Here is a 12,281-nt window from a genome sequence, read left to right as displayed (position 1 = left end):
ATGATCCCCGATCCTTGCGTTCCGGGGGACTGGTGTCCGACTATGTTGGCGACCGGCCGTTTCAGCGCCGTGTTGGCGTCGTTCCGTCCGGTGAGGCGGCATATATGGAGGGGTTCTCGAACCGTCAAACAGTTTTTGCATTTTTGTTTCAGAAATTTTTGGACTTCCTCCTTTAGGGGTCGATCGGGCGCATGGTGCGCCAGAGGAATGGGTTTAGAATGGCTTTGCAGGATGCTGACGCAGATGATGCGGGCTTTGGCGCGCGCATAAGAAGCGCGCTCTTCTGGCGATCAGGCAGCCAGATCCTGTCGCAGATGATCAGTTGGGTCGTCACATTGGCAGTGATCCGGCTGCTCGATCCTGCGGATTACGGCCTGTTCGCGATGACGCAGGTGATCCTGAACTTCGCGACTTTCCTCAACGGCTATGGATTGGTGAGCGCGCTGGTTCAGTCGGAGACGCTCGATTCGCATAAGCTGCGGCAGGCGTTTGGCATCATGCTGCTGCTGAACGGCGGCCTTGCCCTAGCACAGCTGATGATCGCGCCGTGGGCAGCCGATTATTACGACCAACCCATGGTGGCGGACCTGCTGCGGGTGCAGGCGCTGCTTTACCTGTCGACTCCCTTCATCTCCATCCCTGAAGCGCTCATGGGGCGGGCGCTGGATTTCAAGCGGCCCGCCCTGGTCAACCTGATAGCGGCAGCGGCATCAGCCGCTGTAGCCCTGACAGGTGCGCTGTCAGGATGGGGGGTCTGGACGCTGGTATTTGCGCCGATGGCGGGCTTTTGGGTCAAGGCGGTGGGCTATATCATCGCTACCGGCTTCCGGCCGATTCCCAGCTTTGACTTTCGGGGTACGGGCGCGATGGTCGCCTATGGCGCGTCGCTGCTGGGCGGCCAGCTTTTCTGGATCATCCAGAGCCAGGCGGATATCTTCATCGGCGGTCGCGCGCTCAATCCCCATCAGCTTGGTCTTTATGCCGAAGCACTCTTTCTGACGCAGATCTTCGTGTCCAAATTCATCCCCCCGCTGAACGACGTCGCCTTTCCCGCCTATGCGCGGATGCAAAAGGATCCGGCGCGAATCGCATGGTCATTCTGCAAGGCCGTGCGGCTGCTGCTGCTCATTTCCTGCCCGGTATATTTAGGCATGGCGGTTACTGCCGAGCCGTTGGTGGAAACCCTTTTCGGAGCGAAGTGGCTTGAAATGGCGCCCTTTGTGTCGGTCCTAGCGCTCGCGATGCCGTTCATGACGCTGCAGGTCATGTTCGCCCCGGTAAGCAATGCCCTCGGGCGTCCTGGGATTACGGCGCGAATCGCCGCCGTGGGGGCTGTGCTGATGCCGATCGCATTCCTGCTGGGCATTCGATTCGGAGCGATCGGCTTGGCCTGGGCGTGGCTTGGGGCCTTCCCGTTGCTAACCGCGGTCACTGCGCGCCTTGCCGGGGGAGCGATGGGATTGCGGCTGATGGACCTGATTCGCGCTGCGGCTCCGGGCCTTGGCTGTTCCATTATGATGGCGGGGATAGTGCTGATTGTCGATTCGCTACTGCCCGCACTGCCGGCACCGGTGCGGCTTTGCGTCCTAGTGCCTTCAGGCGCCTTCGCCTTCCTTGCCGCGCTGATGCTTTGCGCGCGCGGTACGTTGATGGAACTCGTCAGCCTGGTGGTGAGGCGGACAGCGCCGCAGCCCGCCCCCGCCTGACTTACGCCGACTGTATGTAATCGCGCAGTGCTGCTGCTTCCGATTCGATGCTGTCGATCCGGAATTTGACGAGGTCGCCAATCGACACGAGACCTGTCAGCTCACCATCGACAACAACAGGAAGGTGGCGGACCCGCTTCTTCGTCATGAGTGACAGGCAATGGATCACCGGAGTCTTGTCATCGGTGGTTATGGGAGGAGCGGTCATCACCTCCCCCACCCTGCGTTCCAGCACCGACGCGCCATCTCGCGCAATTTGATGGACGAGGTCGCGTTCGGAGAAAATCCCGAGCACCTGACCATCATCGACAACAGGCACGCAGCCGATCCGCCGTTCGGACAAGAGCTGGACTACCGATAGCACGCTGTCCTCCGGTCGGACCTGGGTGACCTCATGGCCTTTGCCCTGCAGAATCGCGGTGATCGTCATGCCCCGTCTCCTTGCGTTCAGACATTATGCGTCCGTCCCTTGATGATCCCACTTTCGTTCCCCAAAGAAAAGGGATGAGAGATAAACAGGGCCTGGATGATCCACGGATCGCAGCTATCGCCTGGGGGCGGTTTCGGCGCATCATGCTTTGGATGGCGCTTGGCGGAGCTTTGTGCGTTGGCGTGGCACTGGGCTGCCTTCGCCTATGGGCTGGCCCGATGCCCTTGCACATGGTCCTGGCCACCGTCATCGGCGTCTGGTTGACCTTCATGCTGGGGACCGGCCTGATGGCCCTGGTATTTCTTTCGAGTGGGACGGGCCATGATGATCAGGTCATGGACCCGCTGAAGGACGAGGTATCCATCGATGACTGAAAAGAGGGGCGAACTGGTTCTGCGGGTGGTGCCCGGCATTACCGAGATCAACAGCAATGGCCATATTTTCGGCGGATGGATCTTAAGCCAGATGGATATCGCCGGAGGGATCGTGGCGGGCCGATTGGCTGAAGGCGCAGTGGCGACGGTGGCTATCGACGGCATGAAATTCATTTCGCCGATGCTGCTGGGCGATATTGTCACGGTCTATGCGCATGAAGAACGGCGCGGTCGAACGTCCCTCGGCATTCGCGTTGACGTGGTGGCGACACGCGGGACGGATCAGCGGCAGATCGACCTGACGAGCGGTATCTTCACCTTCGTCGCGCTTGACGATCAACATCGGCCGCGCGTGTTGCCCGCGCGCTGAGTTGCCGCAGCCGAAAAGAAAAAGGGAGCGGCGCGTACGCCACTCCCTCTAAAACCCGTTTCGCTGTTTATCCGAAGCGAAACGCTAGATCATTCCGCCGCTTCGGCAGCCGGACGCGCGCGGCGCGTACGCTTGCGCGGCGCTTCCTCGGCAGCGGGCTCGCTGTCATTGTCGGCACGGGCAATCGAAGGCGGCAGGACGGAAAGGTCGAGCCCTTCGCTGCCTTCAGACTTTGCCACATCCACCTTCCGGGGACGGCCGCGACGGGCGCGGGGCGCTTCCGCTGCTGCCGCAGCTTCCGTTTCAGCCTGAGGTTCAGGCGCACGCTCTGCGACCGGTGCCGGAGCTTCCGCGGCTTCTTCCTCCTGCCGCTCGGCCACTTCATAGGCTGGGCGCTCGCGGCGCGGGCGGTCGCGGCGGTTACGGTTGTCGCGATTATCCTGCTGGTCACGCTGCTGATCGCGGCGGCGATCGCCTTCATAGCCACGCTCGAACTGCTGCTGCGGTTCGCTACGATTGTCGTCGCCCGCGAAGTCCGGGGCGTCGAAATCATCGCCTTCATAATCGCCATTGTCTTCCGGACGGCGGAAGCGCTGCTGCTGCTCCTCCTGCCGGGCGCGATTGTCGGCCAGCACGCGGAAATAATGGTCCGCGAACTGCAGATAATATTCCGCATTCACACGGTCGCCCGCCATCTGGGCGTCGCGAGCCATATTCTTGTACTTTTCGAGAAGCTGGACCGCGTTACCGCGTGCGCGGCTATCAATCCGGTTGCCGCTATCGCCGCCGCCCCGGTTGCCGCCACCCGGACGTCCGTTATTGTTCCGGCCGCGATTACGGCGACCGGCCTGCCTGTTGTTGATCAAGAGCTGGTCCTTGCGTTCACTTTGCCATCATTCACTGAAAACATCGTTCAGTCGCATCCTAAAACACCGCCTGCTCATCAGGCCGGGTAGGGCTCCGCCGGACAGGGGCTGTGCGACAACCCTTGCCCTTACGCTGCCAGAGGCGCCTGCGCAGCAGCGCCATCGTGACTTTGAAGGAGCGGGAAAACGGCCTTTTCTCAGCTAAGCCCCACAGGGCAGATCCTCAGGATAATGCCGTCCCTGCTCTCCATGTAGTGTCTTTGCGGAGATAAACCAAGCAATTTTCACTTGAGCCGAAGCGATTCCGGCGAGTTTGGCGGGCGAACCCACAGGTGGTCGTCCGCAGCCGTCAACGCGGCGCGATACAGCGCGGTAAAACCAGCATATTTCCCGCTCTTGAAGCAGCCCCGGCGCGCCCTCGCCTTTCAAGATTGCGAGGGGCGAGTGGCGATCAGGCAGCGGTCGAGCCCTGCCATGTCCTTGCGGACCGCCACTACAAGCCCCTCCGCGCGAAGCAGCCCGGATACGCTTTCCCTCTGGTCATGGCCGATCTCGATGGCAGCCACGCCGCCCTCCGTGAGAAGCCCGGCGATCATGGGCGCGATACGCCGATAGTCGTCCAGACCATCTGCTCCCGCAAAGAGAGCGCTTGCGGGTTCGTGCAGCACGTCGCCGGTCAATTCCTCTTCGCTCGCAATATAGGGCGGGTTGGCCAGGATGAGGTCAAAGGGTCCGGTCATCCCCTCCGCCCAATCCCCCAACCGAAAAGACGCCCGCCCGGCAAGGCCGAGACGTTCGGCATTATCTTGCGCCACCGCAAGCACTCTAGAGGAAAGATCTACTCCAATCCCGCTCGCTCGCGGCCATTGGTCCAGCGCCGCGAGCAGCAGCGCGCCCGATCCGGTGCCCAAGTCCAGTATCCGTTCCGGCGAACGATCCTTGAAATGCTCGATCGCCGCCTCGATCAACGTTTCGGTATCGGGGCGAGGGATCAGCACATCGGGCGTGACCCGCAGGCTGATCGTCCAGAAATCCCGAACGCCGGTGATATAGGCGATGGGTTCACCGCCAAGCCGACGGTCGAGAAGAGCGGCGAAGCCATCAGGCACGGACAGATCCTGCTGGCGAAGCAGCAACGCATTCCGGCTCAGGCCCAGCGCGTGCGCGAGCAACAGTTCGGCATCAAGGCGCGGCGTGCCGCTGACCTTGTCAAGACACGCAGCCGCATCGCGGAGCGCTTGGGCGATGCTCACCCGATGCCATCCAGCTGGGCAAGGCGTGCGGCTTCATCCTCGGCAATCAGCGCATCGATGATTTCGGCCAGGCCTGCGCCTTCCAGGATTTCCGGCAGGCGATGCAGGGTCAGGTTGATGCGGTGATCCGTCACGCGTCCTTGTGGAAAATTATAGGTGCGGATGCGTTCGGACCGGTCGCCTGATCCGACCATCGCCTTGCGCGCGCCTGCCTGCTCGCTCTGTGTCCGCTCCCGTTCCGCCTCGTAAAGACGAGCGCGCAGCACCTGCATGGCCTTTGCCTTGTTCTTGTGCTGCGACCGTTCGTCCTGCTGCGTCACGACGATGCCGCTCGGCAAGTGGGTGATCCGCACGGCGCTGTCGGTCGTATTCACATGCTGGCCACCAGCGCCCGACGCCCGGTAGATGTCGATCTTGAGGTCGCTGTCAGCGATCTGCACATCGACCTCCTCGGGTTCCGGCAGGACAGCGACGGTCGCGGCGGAGGTATGGATGCGCCCGCCGCTTTCGGTCACGGGCACACGCTGCACCCGATGGACGCCGCTCTCGAATTTGAGCTTGGCGAACACGCCTGTGCCCGTGATGCTGGCAACCACTTCCTTGAAGCCGCCCACTTCAGCTGCGTTGGCGGAGATCATCTCCATCTTCCAACCCTGCGCGTCGGCATAGCGCTGATACATGCGGAACAGGTCGCCCGCGAACAGCGCAGCCTCATCTCCACCGGTTCCGGCACGGATTTCCAGCATCGCCGGGCGCGCATCGGCTGCATCGCGCGGCAGCAGTTGCAGGGCCAGCGCACGCTCGGCGCCCGGCAGCTGGCTCTTGATCAGCTGCATTTCCTCCTGCGCCATCTCGCGCATCGCGGCGTCCGCGTCGGCGCCGTCGCCACCCGCCATATATTCGAGCGCCTGAAGCTCCTGCCGAAGCCGCCGCACTTCATGCGCGGCGCGCGCGACCGGCTCGATCTCCGCATATTCCTTCGACAACCGCACGAACTCCTCGGGCGCGAGGTCGGCACGCGTCATCGACGCCTGCACCTCGTCCCGGCGCGCCTCGATCTGCGCGATGCGTTCGGCGGAAATATGCATCAAAGGGCCGTCAGCTTCTCGACCAGACCGGCCAACGGCACGGCCTGCTGTTCCCCGGACCGCAGATCGCGCAGACCCGCTTCTCCCCGAGTCAGTTCATCCTCGCCGATGATGACAGCCCAGGAGGCGCCCGAAGCATTGGCGCGCTGCATCCGCTTCTTCATATTCCCCCGAAAACCCATGTCGCACATAATCCCGGCGCGGCGAAGATCAGCGACAAGGCCCGTCGCCCTTGCTTCCGCCGCCTCGCCCAGCGGGATCATGACCACTGTGGGCGCGGAAGGTTCCGGCGCATCCACCAGCATGGCGAGCCGCTCAATGCCCGCAGCCCAGCCAACGGCGGGCGTCGCCGGGCCGCCGAGGTTCTCGATCAACCCGTCATAGCGTCCGCCGCCAAGCACGGTGCCCTGTGCGCCCAGCCGGTCGGTGATGAACTCGAACGCGGTGTGGCGGTAATAATCAAGGCCGCGCACCAGCCGGGCGTTGCGCTGCCAAGCGACGCCCGCCGCGTCCAAGCCCGCCGTCACCTTATCGAAGAAAGCACGGGCCTCGTCCGTCAAATAGGCATCGATCTCGGGTGCGCTGTCCGCCACAGGCCGATCGCGCGGGTCCTTGCTGTCGAGGATGCGAAGCGGGTTGCGGCTCAGCCGGTCGAGACTTTCTTCCGAAAGCTGATCGCGATGCGCTTCGAAATGGGCGACTAGCGCGGTGCGCCAGGCGTCACGGCTTTGCGCGTCACCCAGCGTGTTGAGGTTCAGCGTGACGCCCTCGGAAACGCCAAGCTCGCGCAGCAACTGGTCGGCGAAGACCAGCAGCTCGATATCCGCCCCTGCTTCGCCAGCGCCGATGATTTCGGCGTCAAGCTGGTGGAACTGGCGAAAGCGGCCTTTTTGCGGACGCTCGTAACGGAACAGTGGGCCATGGGTTGCCACTTTGAGCGGCGCATATTGCTGCCAGCCTTCGGTGACATAGGCCCGCGCGATCCCCGCGGTGAATTCGGGACGAAGCGTGATGCTGTCCCCGCCCCGATCCTCGAAGGTGTACATCTCTTTCGAAACGACATCGGTGCTTTCGCCAAGCGAACGGGCGAATACGGCGGTGGCTTCAAACACCGGGACTTCGACCCGGTGAAAGCCATAGAGCCTGCGGACGCGATCAAAGGTCGCGATCACATGGGCAAAGCGTTCCTGGAACGCGTCAGCGGTGCCCCCCAGCATGTCCTGCGTGCCGCGCACCGCATTGGGTGTCTTTGGGCGCGGATTTTCGATTTTCGCCATGGGGATGCGCCTTTAGCGGCAAAGAAGGCTCAAGGAAACGCGCTTTTTTGTCACATAATGTCGCCGCTCTTCTTCCGGGTGGACGCGGTCATCTTGGTTCGTCATGCTGATTTCATAAGGCATTCCTGCCGCGTCTTTTTTCGGAGACAGACATGATCCGCAGCCTCGCTGCCGCCCTCTTGCTTTCCACCGCCATCATCAGCCCGCTTGTTGCCCAGGATGCCGTAAGGTCAAAGCCTGCCGCACTGCCAGTGAACGACGCCGCTCCGGCGCCCCGCGACGTACCTTACCCCGGCGGTACGATCCGGCTGGAAGTCGATGCGACCGACACAACCCAGAGAATCTTTCGGGTAAAGGAGCATATTCCCGTCGCGACGAGCGGCCCTATGACGCTACTTGTGCCCGAATGGCTGCCGGGCAATCATGCGCCGCGCGGGCAGATCGAGAAGATCAGCGGGCTGACTTTCACCGCCGATGGCAAACCGGTCACCTGGAAACGCGATCCGCTCAACGTCTACGCCTTCATCATCGACGTGCCGCAGGGCACGCGCGAAGTCACAGCATCTTTCCAATTCCTGTCGGCTACCCAGCCCAATCAGGGCCGGGTCGTGGTGACGCCCAAGATGCTGAACATCCAATGGGAGTCGGTCTCGCTCTACCCCGCAGGCTATTATACGCGGCAGATTCCGATTCAGGCGACAGTGACCTATCCCGACGGTTGGCAGGCGGCCACCGCCTTGCGTGGACAGAAGACCGGATCGACCGTCACCTATGAGACGATCGACTATGAGGCGCTGCAGGATTCGCCGGTCTTCGCCGGGCGCTATTTCAAGCCGGTGGACTTGGGCCACAACGTCACCCTCAACATCGTCGCCGACGAGGCGGATGAGCTGGAGGCGAAGCCTGACCAGATCGCCAAGCACAAGAAGCTGGTCGATGAAGCGGGGGCGCTGTTCGGCACCTATCATTTCGACCATTATGATTTCCTGTTCGCGATCACCGATGAAATGGGCGGCATCGGCCTTGAGCATCACCGTTCATCCGAGAACCAAGTAGAGCCGGGCTATTTCAAGAAGTGGAGCGACAGCGACGCGCTGCTGGATCGCAACCTTCTGCCTCATGAATTCGTCCATAGCTGGGATGGCAAGTTCCGCCGCCCGGACCTGTTGTGGACGCCCGATTTCAACGTGCCGATGCAGGATAATCTGCTGTGGGTCTATGAAGGGCAGACGCAGTTCTGGGGCTATGTGCTGGGCGCGCGGTCGGGCCTGTTCACCAAGCAGGAAACGCTCGACGCCTATGCCCATATCGCGGCCAAGCTCGACACCACCCGCGGCCGTGAGTGGCGGGCGATGGAGGATACGACCCATGATCCTATCATTTCGGCTCGCCGTCCCAAGGGCTGGACCAGCTGGCAGCGGTCGGAGGACTATTATAATGAAGGATTGATGATCTGGCTGGAGGCCGACGCCATCATCCGCCGCCAAACGCGCGGTGCAAAGGGGCTGGACGATTTTGCAAAGGCATTCTTCGGCATCAATCCGGGCGATTGGGGACAGGTCGTCTATAATCGCGATGATGTCATCCGGACGCTGAACGGCGTTGCGCCCTATGATTGGGGGGGCTTCTTCTCCCGGCATGTCGACAGTACGACGCGGGAAACGCCCAAGGGCGGCTTCACCATGGGCGGCTACAAGCTCGTCTATGGCGACACGCCCAACGCCTTCACCAAGGCGGCGGAAAGCGCAGGCAAGAATGTTGATCAAAGCTTTGGCGTCGGCATGATCGTCAAGAGTGACGGCGAGATCAGCAACGTCGTCTGGGACAGCGCTGCCTTCAAGGCCGGTCTGGTCACTGGCGCAAAGATCGTCGCGATCAATGGCGATGAATATTCGGGCGAGGTCTTCAAGGCTGCGCTAAAGGCCGCCCAGCCGATGCAGATCATCGTCAAACAAGATAAATACTACCGCACTTTGACGCTCGCTTATTCCGGCGGCCTGCGCTATCCGCGCCTCGAAAAGACAGGAGAGGGTGACGGCAGCCTCGACCGGCTGCTCAAACCAAGGACATAATCACCCGCAACGCCAACGTGCATCAAAAGGCTTTGAAGTCCATGAATATCGAACTGATCCCGGTCGGCGACGATCCGCCCAACAGCCTGAACGTCATCATCGAGGTGCCGACTGGCGGCGAGCCCGTGAAATATGAGTTCGACAAGGCATCGGGCGCGCTGTTCGTCGATCGCATCCTGCATACGCCGATGCGCTATCCGGCCAATTATGGTTTCGTGCCGCACACCCTTTCGCCCGATGGCGATCCTCTGGACGCGCTGGTAATCTCGCGCTCGCCCTTCATCCCGGGCAGCGTCGTGCGGGCCCGGCCAATCGCCGTCCTCAATCTGGAAGATGAAGCGGGCGGCGACGAAAAGCTGGTCTGCGTGCCGGACGACAAGACATTTCCTTATTATTCCAAGGTTGGTGAAAAGGACGATCTGCCCGGCATCGTCATGGAGCAGATCGAACATTTCTTCACCCACTATAAGGATCTGGAAAAGCAGAAGTGGGTGCGCATCGGCACATGGGGCGGCGCTGAAGACGCCCGCCAGATTACGCTGGAAGCAATCGAGCGTTACAAGGCTGACAAGAAGGCGGCGTAAAGCTGCGCAGTGAGATAGGAGCCGCGCAGGAGATGTCCTGCGCGGCTCTTTTTCATCAAGGCTGTTGCGTCCCCAAACCCTCCTGCCAGCGACAACCGGCATCTCAGTAGATGGCGCGCAAGTTGGCCTGAGATTTCGAGCTTCCGCTGGGAAGATGCTTCAATCGGGACCTGCCCCCGATCCCCCCTCAAATCAGCCGATCCGCCTCCAGCGCCGCCGCCAGCGAATCACGCCCACGCGGCAGACGCGCATGGAGGCGCGCATCCGCCTCCGCCAGCCGCTCGACGCCCAAGGTCAGCTGCTCTTCCGGCAAGGTGAAGGGCAGGCGCAGGAACCGCTCGAAAGCGCCACTCACTCCAAAGCGCGGCCCAGGCGCAACCCGCACGCCATGGCTTTCCGCGATCGCGGCCAAGGCGGTCGCTTCCGCGCGGGGCAGTTCCGCCCAGAGCGACAGGCCGCCCGCTGGCGATTCGACGCGCCAGTGCGGCAGATGCTTCTCGATCTCCGCGATAAGATGGTCCCGCCGCGCCCGGAGAACCTCCGTGCGCGGCCCCAGCCCTTCCTCGCTGTCAATCAGTTGCGCGGCGGCAAGTTGCTCCACTACCGGGCTTGCCATGTCCATGGTCGTGCGCAGCCGTCCAAGCGCGGCGATCGTCTGCGGATCGGCCCGAATCCAGCCAACCCGCAAGCCACCCCAATAGATCTTGCTCGCTGACCCCATCGAGATGACCTGCCGTCCTGACGGATCATGGATCGCGACTGGCGGCGGCGCGGGGAAATCGAGCCCCATCGCCACCATGGTCTCGTCAATGATCAGCGGCGTATGCGTCCGCGCGGCCGCAGCGACCAAGGCGCGCCGGGTCGCCGGATCCATGCTGCGACCGGTCGGATTGTGGAAATCGGCGATGATATAGGCGAAGCGCGGGCTTGTCTGGCGAAACGCCGCCTCCATGGCGTCAATGTCCCAGCCTTGGTCGGGGAGTCCGACCGGCACAGGCACGACATGGGAGCGCTGCAAGGCCTGGATCACATTATGATAGGTCGGATGGTCGATCACCACCCGGTCGCCCGGTCCCGTCAGCCATTGCATCAGTAGTGCAAAGCCCTGCTGCGCACCATTGGTGACGATGATCTGGTCGGGACTGGTAGGACATCCACGCCGCTCGAACTGCGCCGCAATCGCACGGCGCAGCGGCGGCAGCCCAAGCGGGTCATAGCCAAGTTCGCCCAGGAAAGCGGGCAGCGCCTCCACGGCAGCCTTACAGGCGCGCCCCACGCCAGCGGCTGCGGGCAAAGCGGCATGGGTCCAATTGAGGATATTGCCATGCGATGACATATCCAGTTCAGGCGGCTCTGCCTCCACCCGTCCCGTTGGCAGACGGGTAACGCTTCCGGACCCCTGACGACTTTCGAGATACCCTTCGTCCCGCAGCCGATCGAAGGCGGCAGCGATAGTCGTACGGCTGAGGCCCAGCGCAGCGGCCAGCTCCCGCTCACCCGGCAAGCGTACATTCAAGCCGACGCGCCCATCCAATACCAGCATGCGTAGCGCCTGCGCCAGTTGGCGATAGGCTGGTTCGGCGCTTTCCTCCACACGCCAGGCGCCAAGCAAGCGAAGCAGAGAGGGCGGACGTAGGGCAGAGGTGGACATGGCCAATGGTCATCCAAACGGGATATTCAAAGTCCACTTAGGAAAAAATGGACGTTTTGTAAAAGGCCATTTGGCGCCACATGTTGATCGAGACCCTTGTCCCCTGACCGGCCAGCCTGAACCCGCTGGCCGGTTCTTTTCAGTTTCAGTCCGCAACGAACCGGATCGAAGCGCTCGAGACCCAGCCGCTAAGGCATGGCCCTTCATAAGGCTGCCTGCGCTCGACTGGTTCAGACAGGCCGCAATCATTGGGAGCAGGCATCAGCACGACCACGCCCAGCCATTTCTGATCAAGGCTCCGGGTACAAACATGAACGCGCCCGCCCTCTGCCAGCCGTCCGACTACCTGCGCATCGGCAAAGGGGGCTGCGCGGATCGCAAGACCTCTCGCGCCCACCCGCGCCGCCTGCCCCATCGCGCCGCATGCATCGAGGCGGGGACCATCTTCTCCGATCGTCACCGGGCGGATGATCTTTGCCTCCAGCCGAGTTTCCGGCATGGCGTCGCGCGGCGCACCGGCGATGGAACTGTTGGGCAGCTCCTCCAGGACGTCGCTGCTGTCGGAGCAGGCGCCAAGCATGAGAAACAAGGGAAAGATGGCGCGCATGCC

12 protein-coding genes are annotated in these 12,281 nt (G+C 62.3%); 5 read left to right on the top strand and 7 right to left on the bottom strand.

From position 1 onward, the window contains the following. Nucleotides 1–218 precede the first annotated feature (218 nt). Nucleotides 219–1,706 carry a lipopolysaccharide biosynthesis protein gene (locus SPHS8_RS10720; RefSeq protein ID WP_201515463.1) on the top strand — a complete coding sequence of 496 codons (1,488 nt, stop codon included), beginning with the start codon at nt 219–221 and terminating at the stop codon, nt 1,704–1,706. Between the two features lies 1 nt (nt 1,707). Here the strand turns inward: SPHS8_RS10720 and SPHS8_RS10715 are convergent, their stop codons facing one another. Next, complete coding sequence (locus SPHS8_RS10715; RefSeq protein WP_201515462.1) at nt 1,708–2,136, bottom strand: CBS domain-containing protein; 429 nt, start codon at nt 2,134–2,136, stop codon at nt 1,708–1,710. Nucleotides 2,137–2,210: 74 nt separating this feature from the next. On the opposite strand from SPHS8_RS10715, the gene SPHS8_RS10710 reads away from it, so the two are divergent. Both SPHS8_RS10710 and SPHS8_RS10705 read left to right on the top strand, forming a co-directional pair. Then, the gene (locus SPHS8_RS10710) at nt 2,211–2,510 is read left to right on the top strand and encodes a hypothetical protein (RefSeq protein WP_201515461.1); all 300 of its coding nucleotides are present in this window, start codon (nt 2,211–2,213) and stop codon (nt 2,508–2,510) included. Continuing rightward, nucleotides 2,503–2,880 carry an acyl-CoA thioesterase gene (locus tag SPHS8_RS10705; RefSeq protein WP_097090510.1) on the top strand — a complete coding sequence of 126 codons (378 nt, stop codon included), beginning with the start codon at nt 2,503–2,505 and terminating at the stop codon, nt 2,878–2,880. Before SPHS8_RS10710 ends, SPHS8_RS10705 begins: the two co-directional genes overlap by 8 nt. 89 nt (nt 2,881–2,969) lie before the next feature. On the opposite strand, the gene SPHS8_RS10700 is transcribed toward SPHS8_RS10705, so the two are convergent. The 4 genes from SPHS8_RS10700 to hisS all read right to left on the bottom strand — a co-directional run bounded on the left by SPHS8_RS10700 (nt 2,970) and on the right by hisS (nt 7,364). After that, nucleotides 2,970–3,746 (bottom strand): DUF4167 domain-containing protein, encoded by a 777-nt coding sequence (locus tag SPHS8_RS10700; RefSeq protein ID WP_201515460.1) that lies wholly within the window; start codon nt 3,744–3,746, stop codon nt 2,970–2,972. Nucleotides 3,747–4,171: 425 nt separating this feature from the next. After that, the gene (prmC, locus tag SPHS8_RS10695) at nt 4,172–4,999 is read right to left on the bottom strand and encodes a peptide chain release factor N(5)-glutamine methyltransferase (protein WP_201515459.1); all 828 of its coding nucleotides are present in this window, start codon (nt 4,997–4,999) and stop codon (nt 4,172–4,174) included. Beyond that, entirely contained in the window at nt 4,996–6,087 is a 1,092-nt protein-coding gene (gene prfA, locus SPHS8_RS10690) for a peptide chain release factor 1 (protein WP_380800712.1), read from the bottom strand. Before prfA ends, prmC begins: the two co-directional genes overlap by 4 nt. Next, nucleotides 6,087–7,364 carry a histidine--tRNA ligase gene (hisS, locus tag SPHS8_RS10685; protein WP_201515457.1) on the bottom strand — a complete coding sequence of 426 codons (1,278 nt, stop codon included), beginning with the start codon at nt 7,362–7,364 and terminating at the stop codon, nt 6,087–6,089. The genes prfA and hisS overlap by 1 nt, the downstream gene beginning before the upstream one ends. Nucleotides 7,365–7,516: 152 nt before the next feature. Here hisS and SPHS8_RS10680 point away from each other — a divergent pair, with 152 nt between their 5' ends. Together SPHS8_RS10680 and ppa are read left to right on the top strand one after the other, a co-directional pair. Further along, nucleotides 7,517–9,436, top strand: coding sequence for a M61 family metallopeptidase (locus SPHS8_RS10680; RefSeq protein ID WP_201515456.1), 1,920 nt, complete (start codon nt 7,517–7,519; stop codon nt 9,434–9,436). A 41-nt stretch (nt 9,437–9,477) separates the two neighbouring features. Continuing rightward, nucleotides 9,478–10,020 carry an inorganic diphosphatase gene (gene ppa, locus SPHS8_RS10675; RefSeq protein WP_097090516.1) on the top strand — a complete coding sequence of 181 codons (543 nt, stop codon included), beginning with the start codon at nt 9,478–9,480 and terminating at the stop codon, nt 10,018–10,020. Nucleotides 10,021–10,207: 187 nt separating this feature from the next. Here the strand turns inward: ppa and yczR are convergent, their stop codons facing one another. Both yczR and SPHS8_RS10665 read right to left on the bottom strand, forming a co-directional pair. Next, nucleotides 10,208–11,671 carry a MocR-like transcription factor YczR gene (gene yczR, locus SPHS8_RS10670; RefSeq protein WP_201515455.1) on the bottom strand — a complete coding sequence of 488 codons (1,464 nt, stop codon included), beginning with the start codon at nt 11,669–11,671 and terminating at the stop codon, nt 10,208–10,210. Between the two features lie 145 nt (nt 11,672–11,816). Next, complete coding sequence (locus SPHS8_RS10665) at nt 11,817–12,278, bottom strand: hypothetical protein (RefSeq protein WP_201515454.1); 462 nt, start codon at nt 12,276–12,278, stop codon at nt 11,817–11,819. Nucleotides 12,279–12,281: the final 3 nt, after the last annotated feature.

The sequence above is a fragment of the Sphingobium sp. S6 genome, assembly GCF_905120495.1.
Lineage (GTDB): Bacteria > Pseudomonadota > Alphaproteobacteria > Sphingomonadales > Sphingomonadaceae > Sphingobium > Sphingobium agri.
The sequence above is the reverse complement of the archived record's forward strand: the minus strand, read 5'-3'. Positions and strand labels throughout refer to the sequence as shown.

Coding starts and splice junctions, on each gene's coding strand:
- SPHS8_RS10720 (WP_201515463.1), top strand. CDS start 219: ATGGCTTTGCAGGATGCTGACGCAGATGATGCGGGCTTTGGCGCGCGC.
- SPHS8_RS10715 (WP_201515462.1), bottom strand. CDS start 2,136: ATGACGATCACCGCGATTCTGCAGGGCAAAGGCCATGAGGTCACCCAG.
- SPHS8_RS10710 (WP_201515461.1), top strand. CDS start 2,211: ATGAGAGATAAACAGGGCCTGGATGATCCACGGATCGCAGCTATCGCC.
- SPHS8_RS10705 (WP_097090510.1), top strand. CDS start 2,503: ATGACTGAAAAGAGGGGCGAACTGGTTCTGCGGGTGGTGCCCGGCATT.
- prfA (WP_380800712.1), bottom strand. CDS start 6,087: ATGCATATTTCCGCCGAACGCATCGCGCAGATCGAGGCGCGCCGGGAC.
- hisS (WP_201515457.1), bottom strand. CDS start 7,364: ATGGCGAAAATCGAAAATCCGCGCCCAAAGACACCCAATGCGGTGCGC.
- SPHS8_RS10680 (WP_201515456.1), top strand. CDS start 7,517: ATGATCCGCAGCCTCGCTGCCGCCCTCTTGCTTTCCACCGCCATCATC.
- ppa (WP_097090516.1), top strand. CDS start 9,478: ATGAATATCGAACTGATCCCGGTCGGCGACGATCCGCCCAACAGCCTG.
- yczR (WP_201515455.1), bottom strand. CDS start 11,671: ATGTCCACCTCTGCCCTACGTCCGCCCTCTCTGCTTCGCTTGCTTGGC.
- SPHS8_RS10665 (WP_201515454.1), bottom strand. CDS start 12,278: ATGCGCGCCATCTTTCCCTTGTTTCTCATGCTTGGCGCCTGCTCCGAC.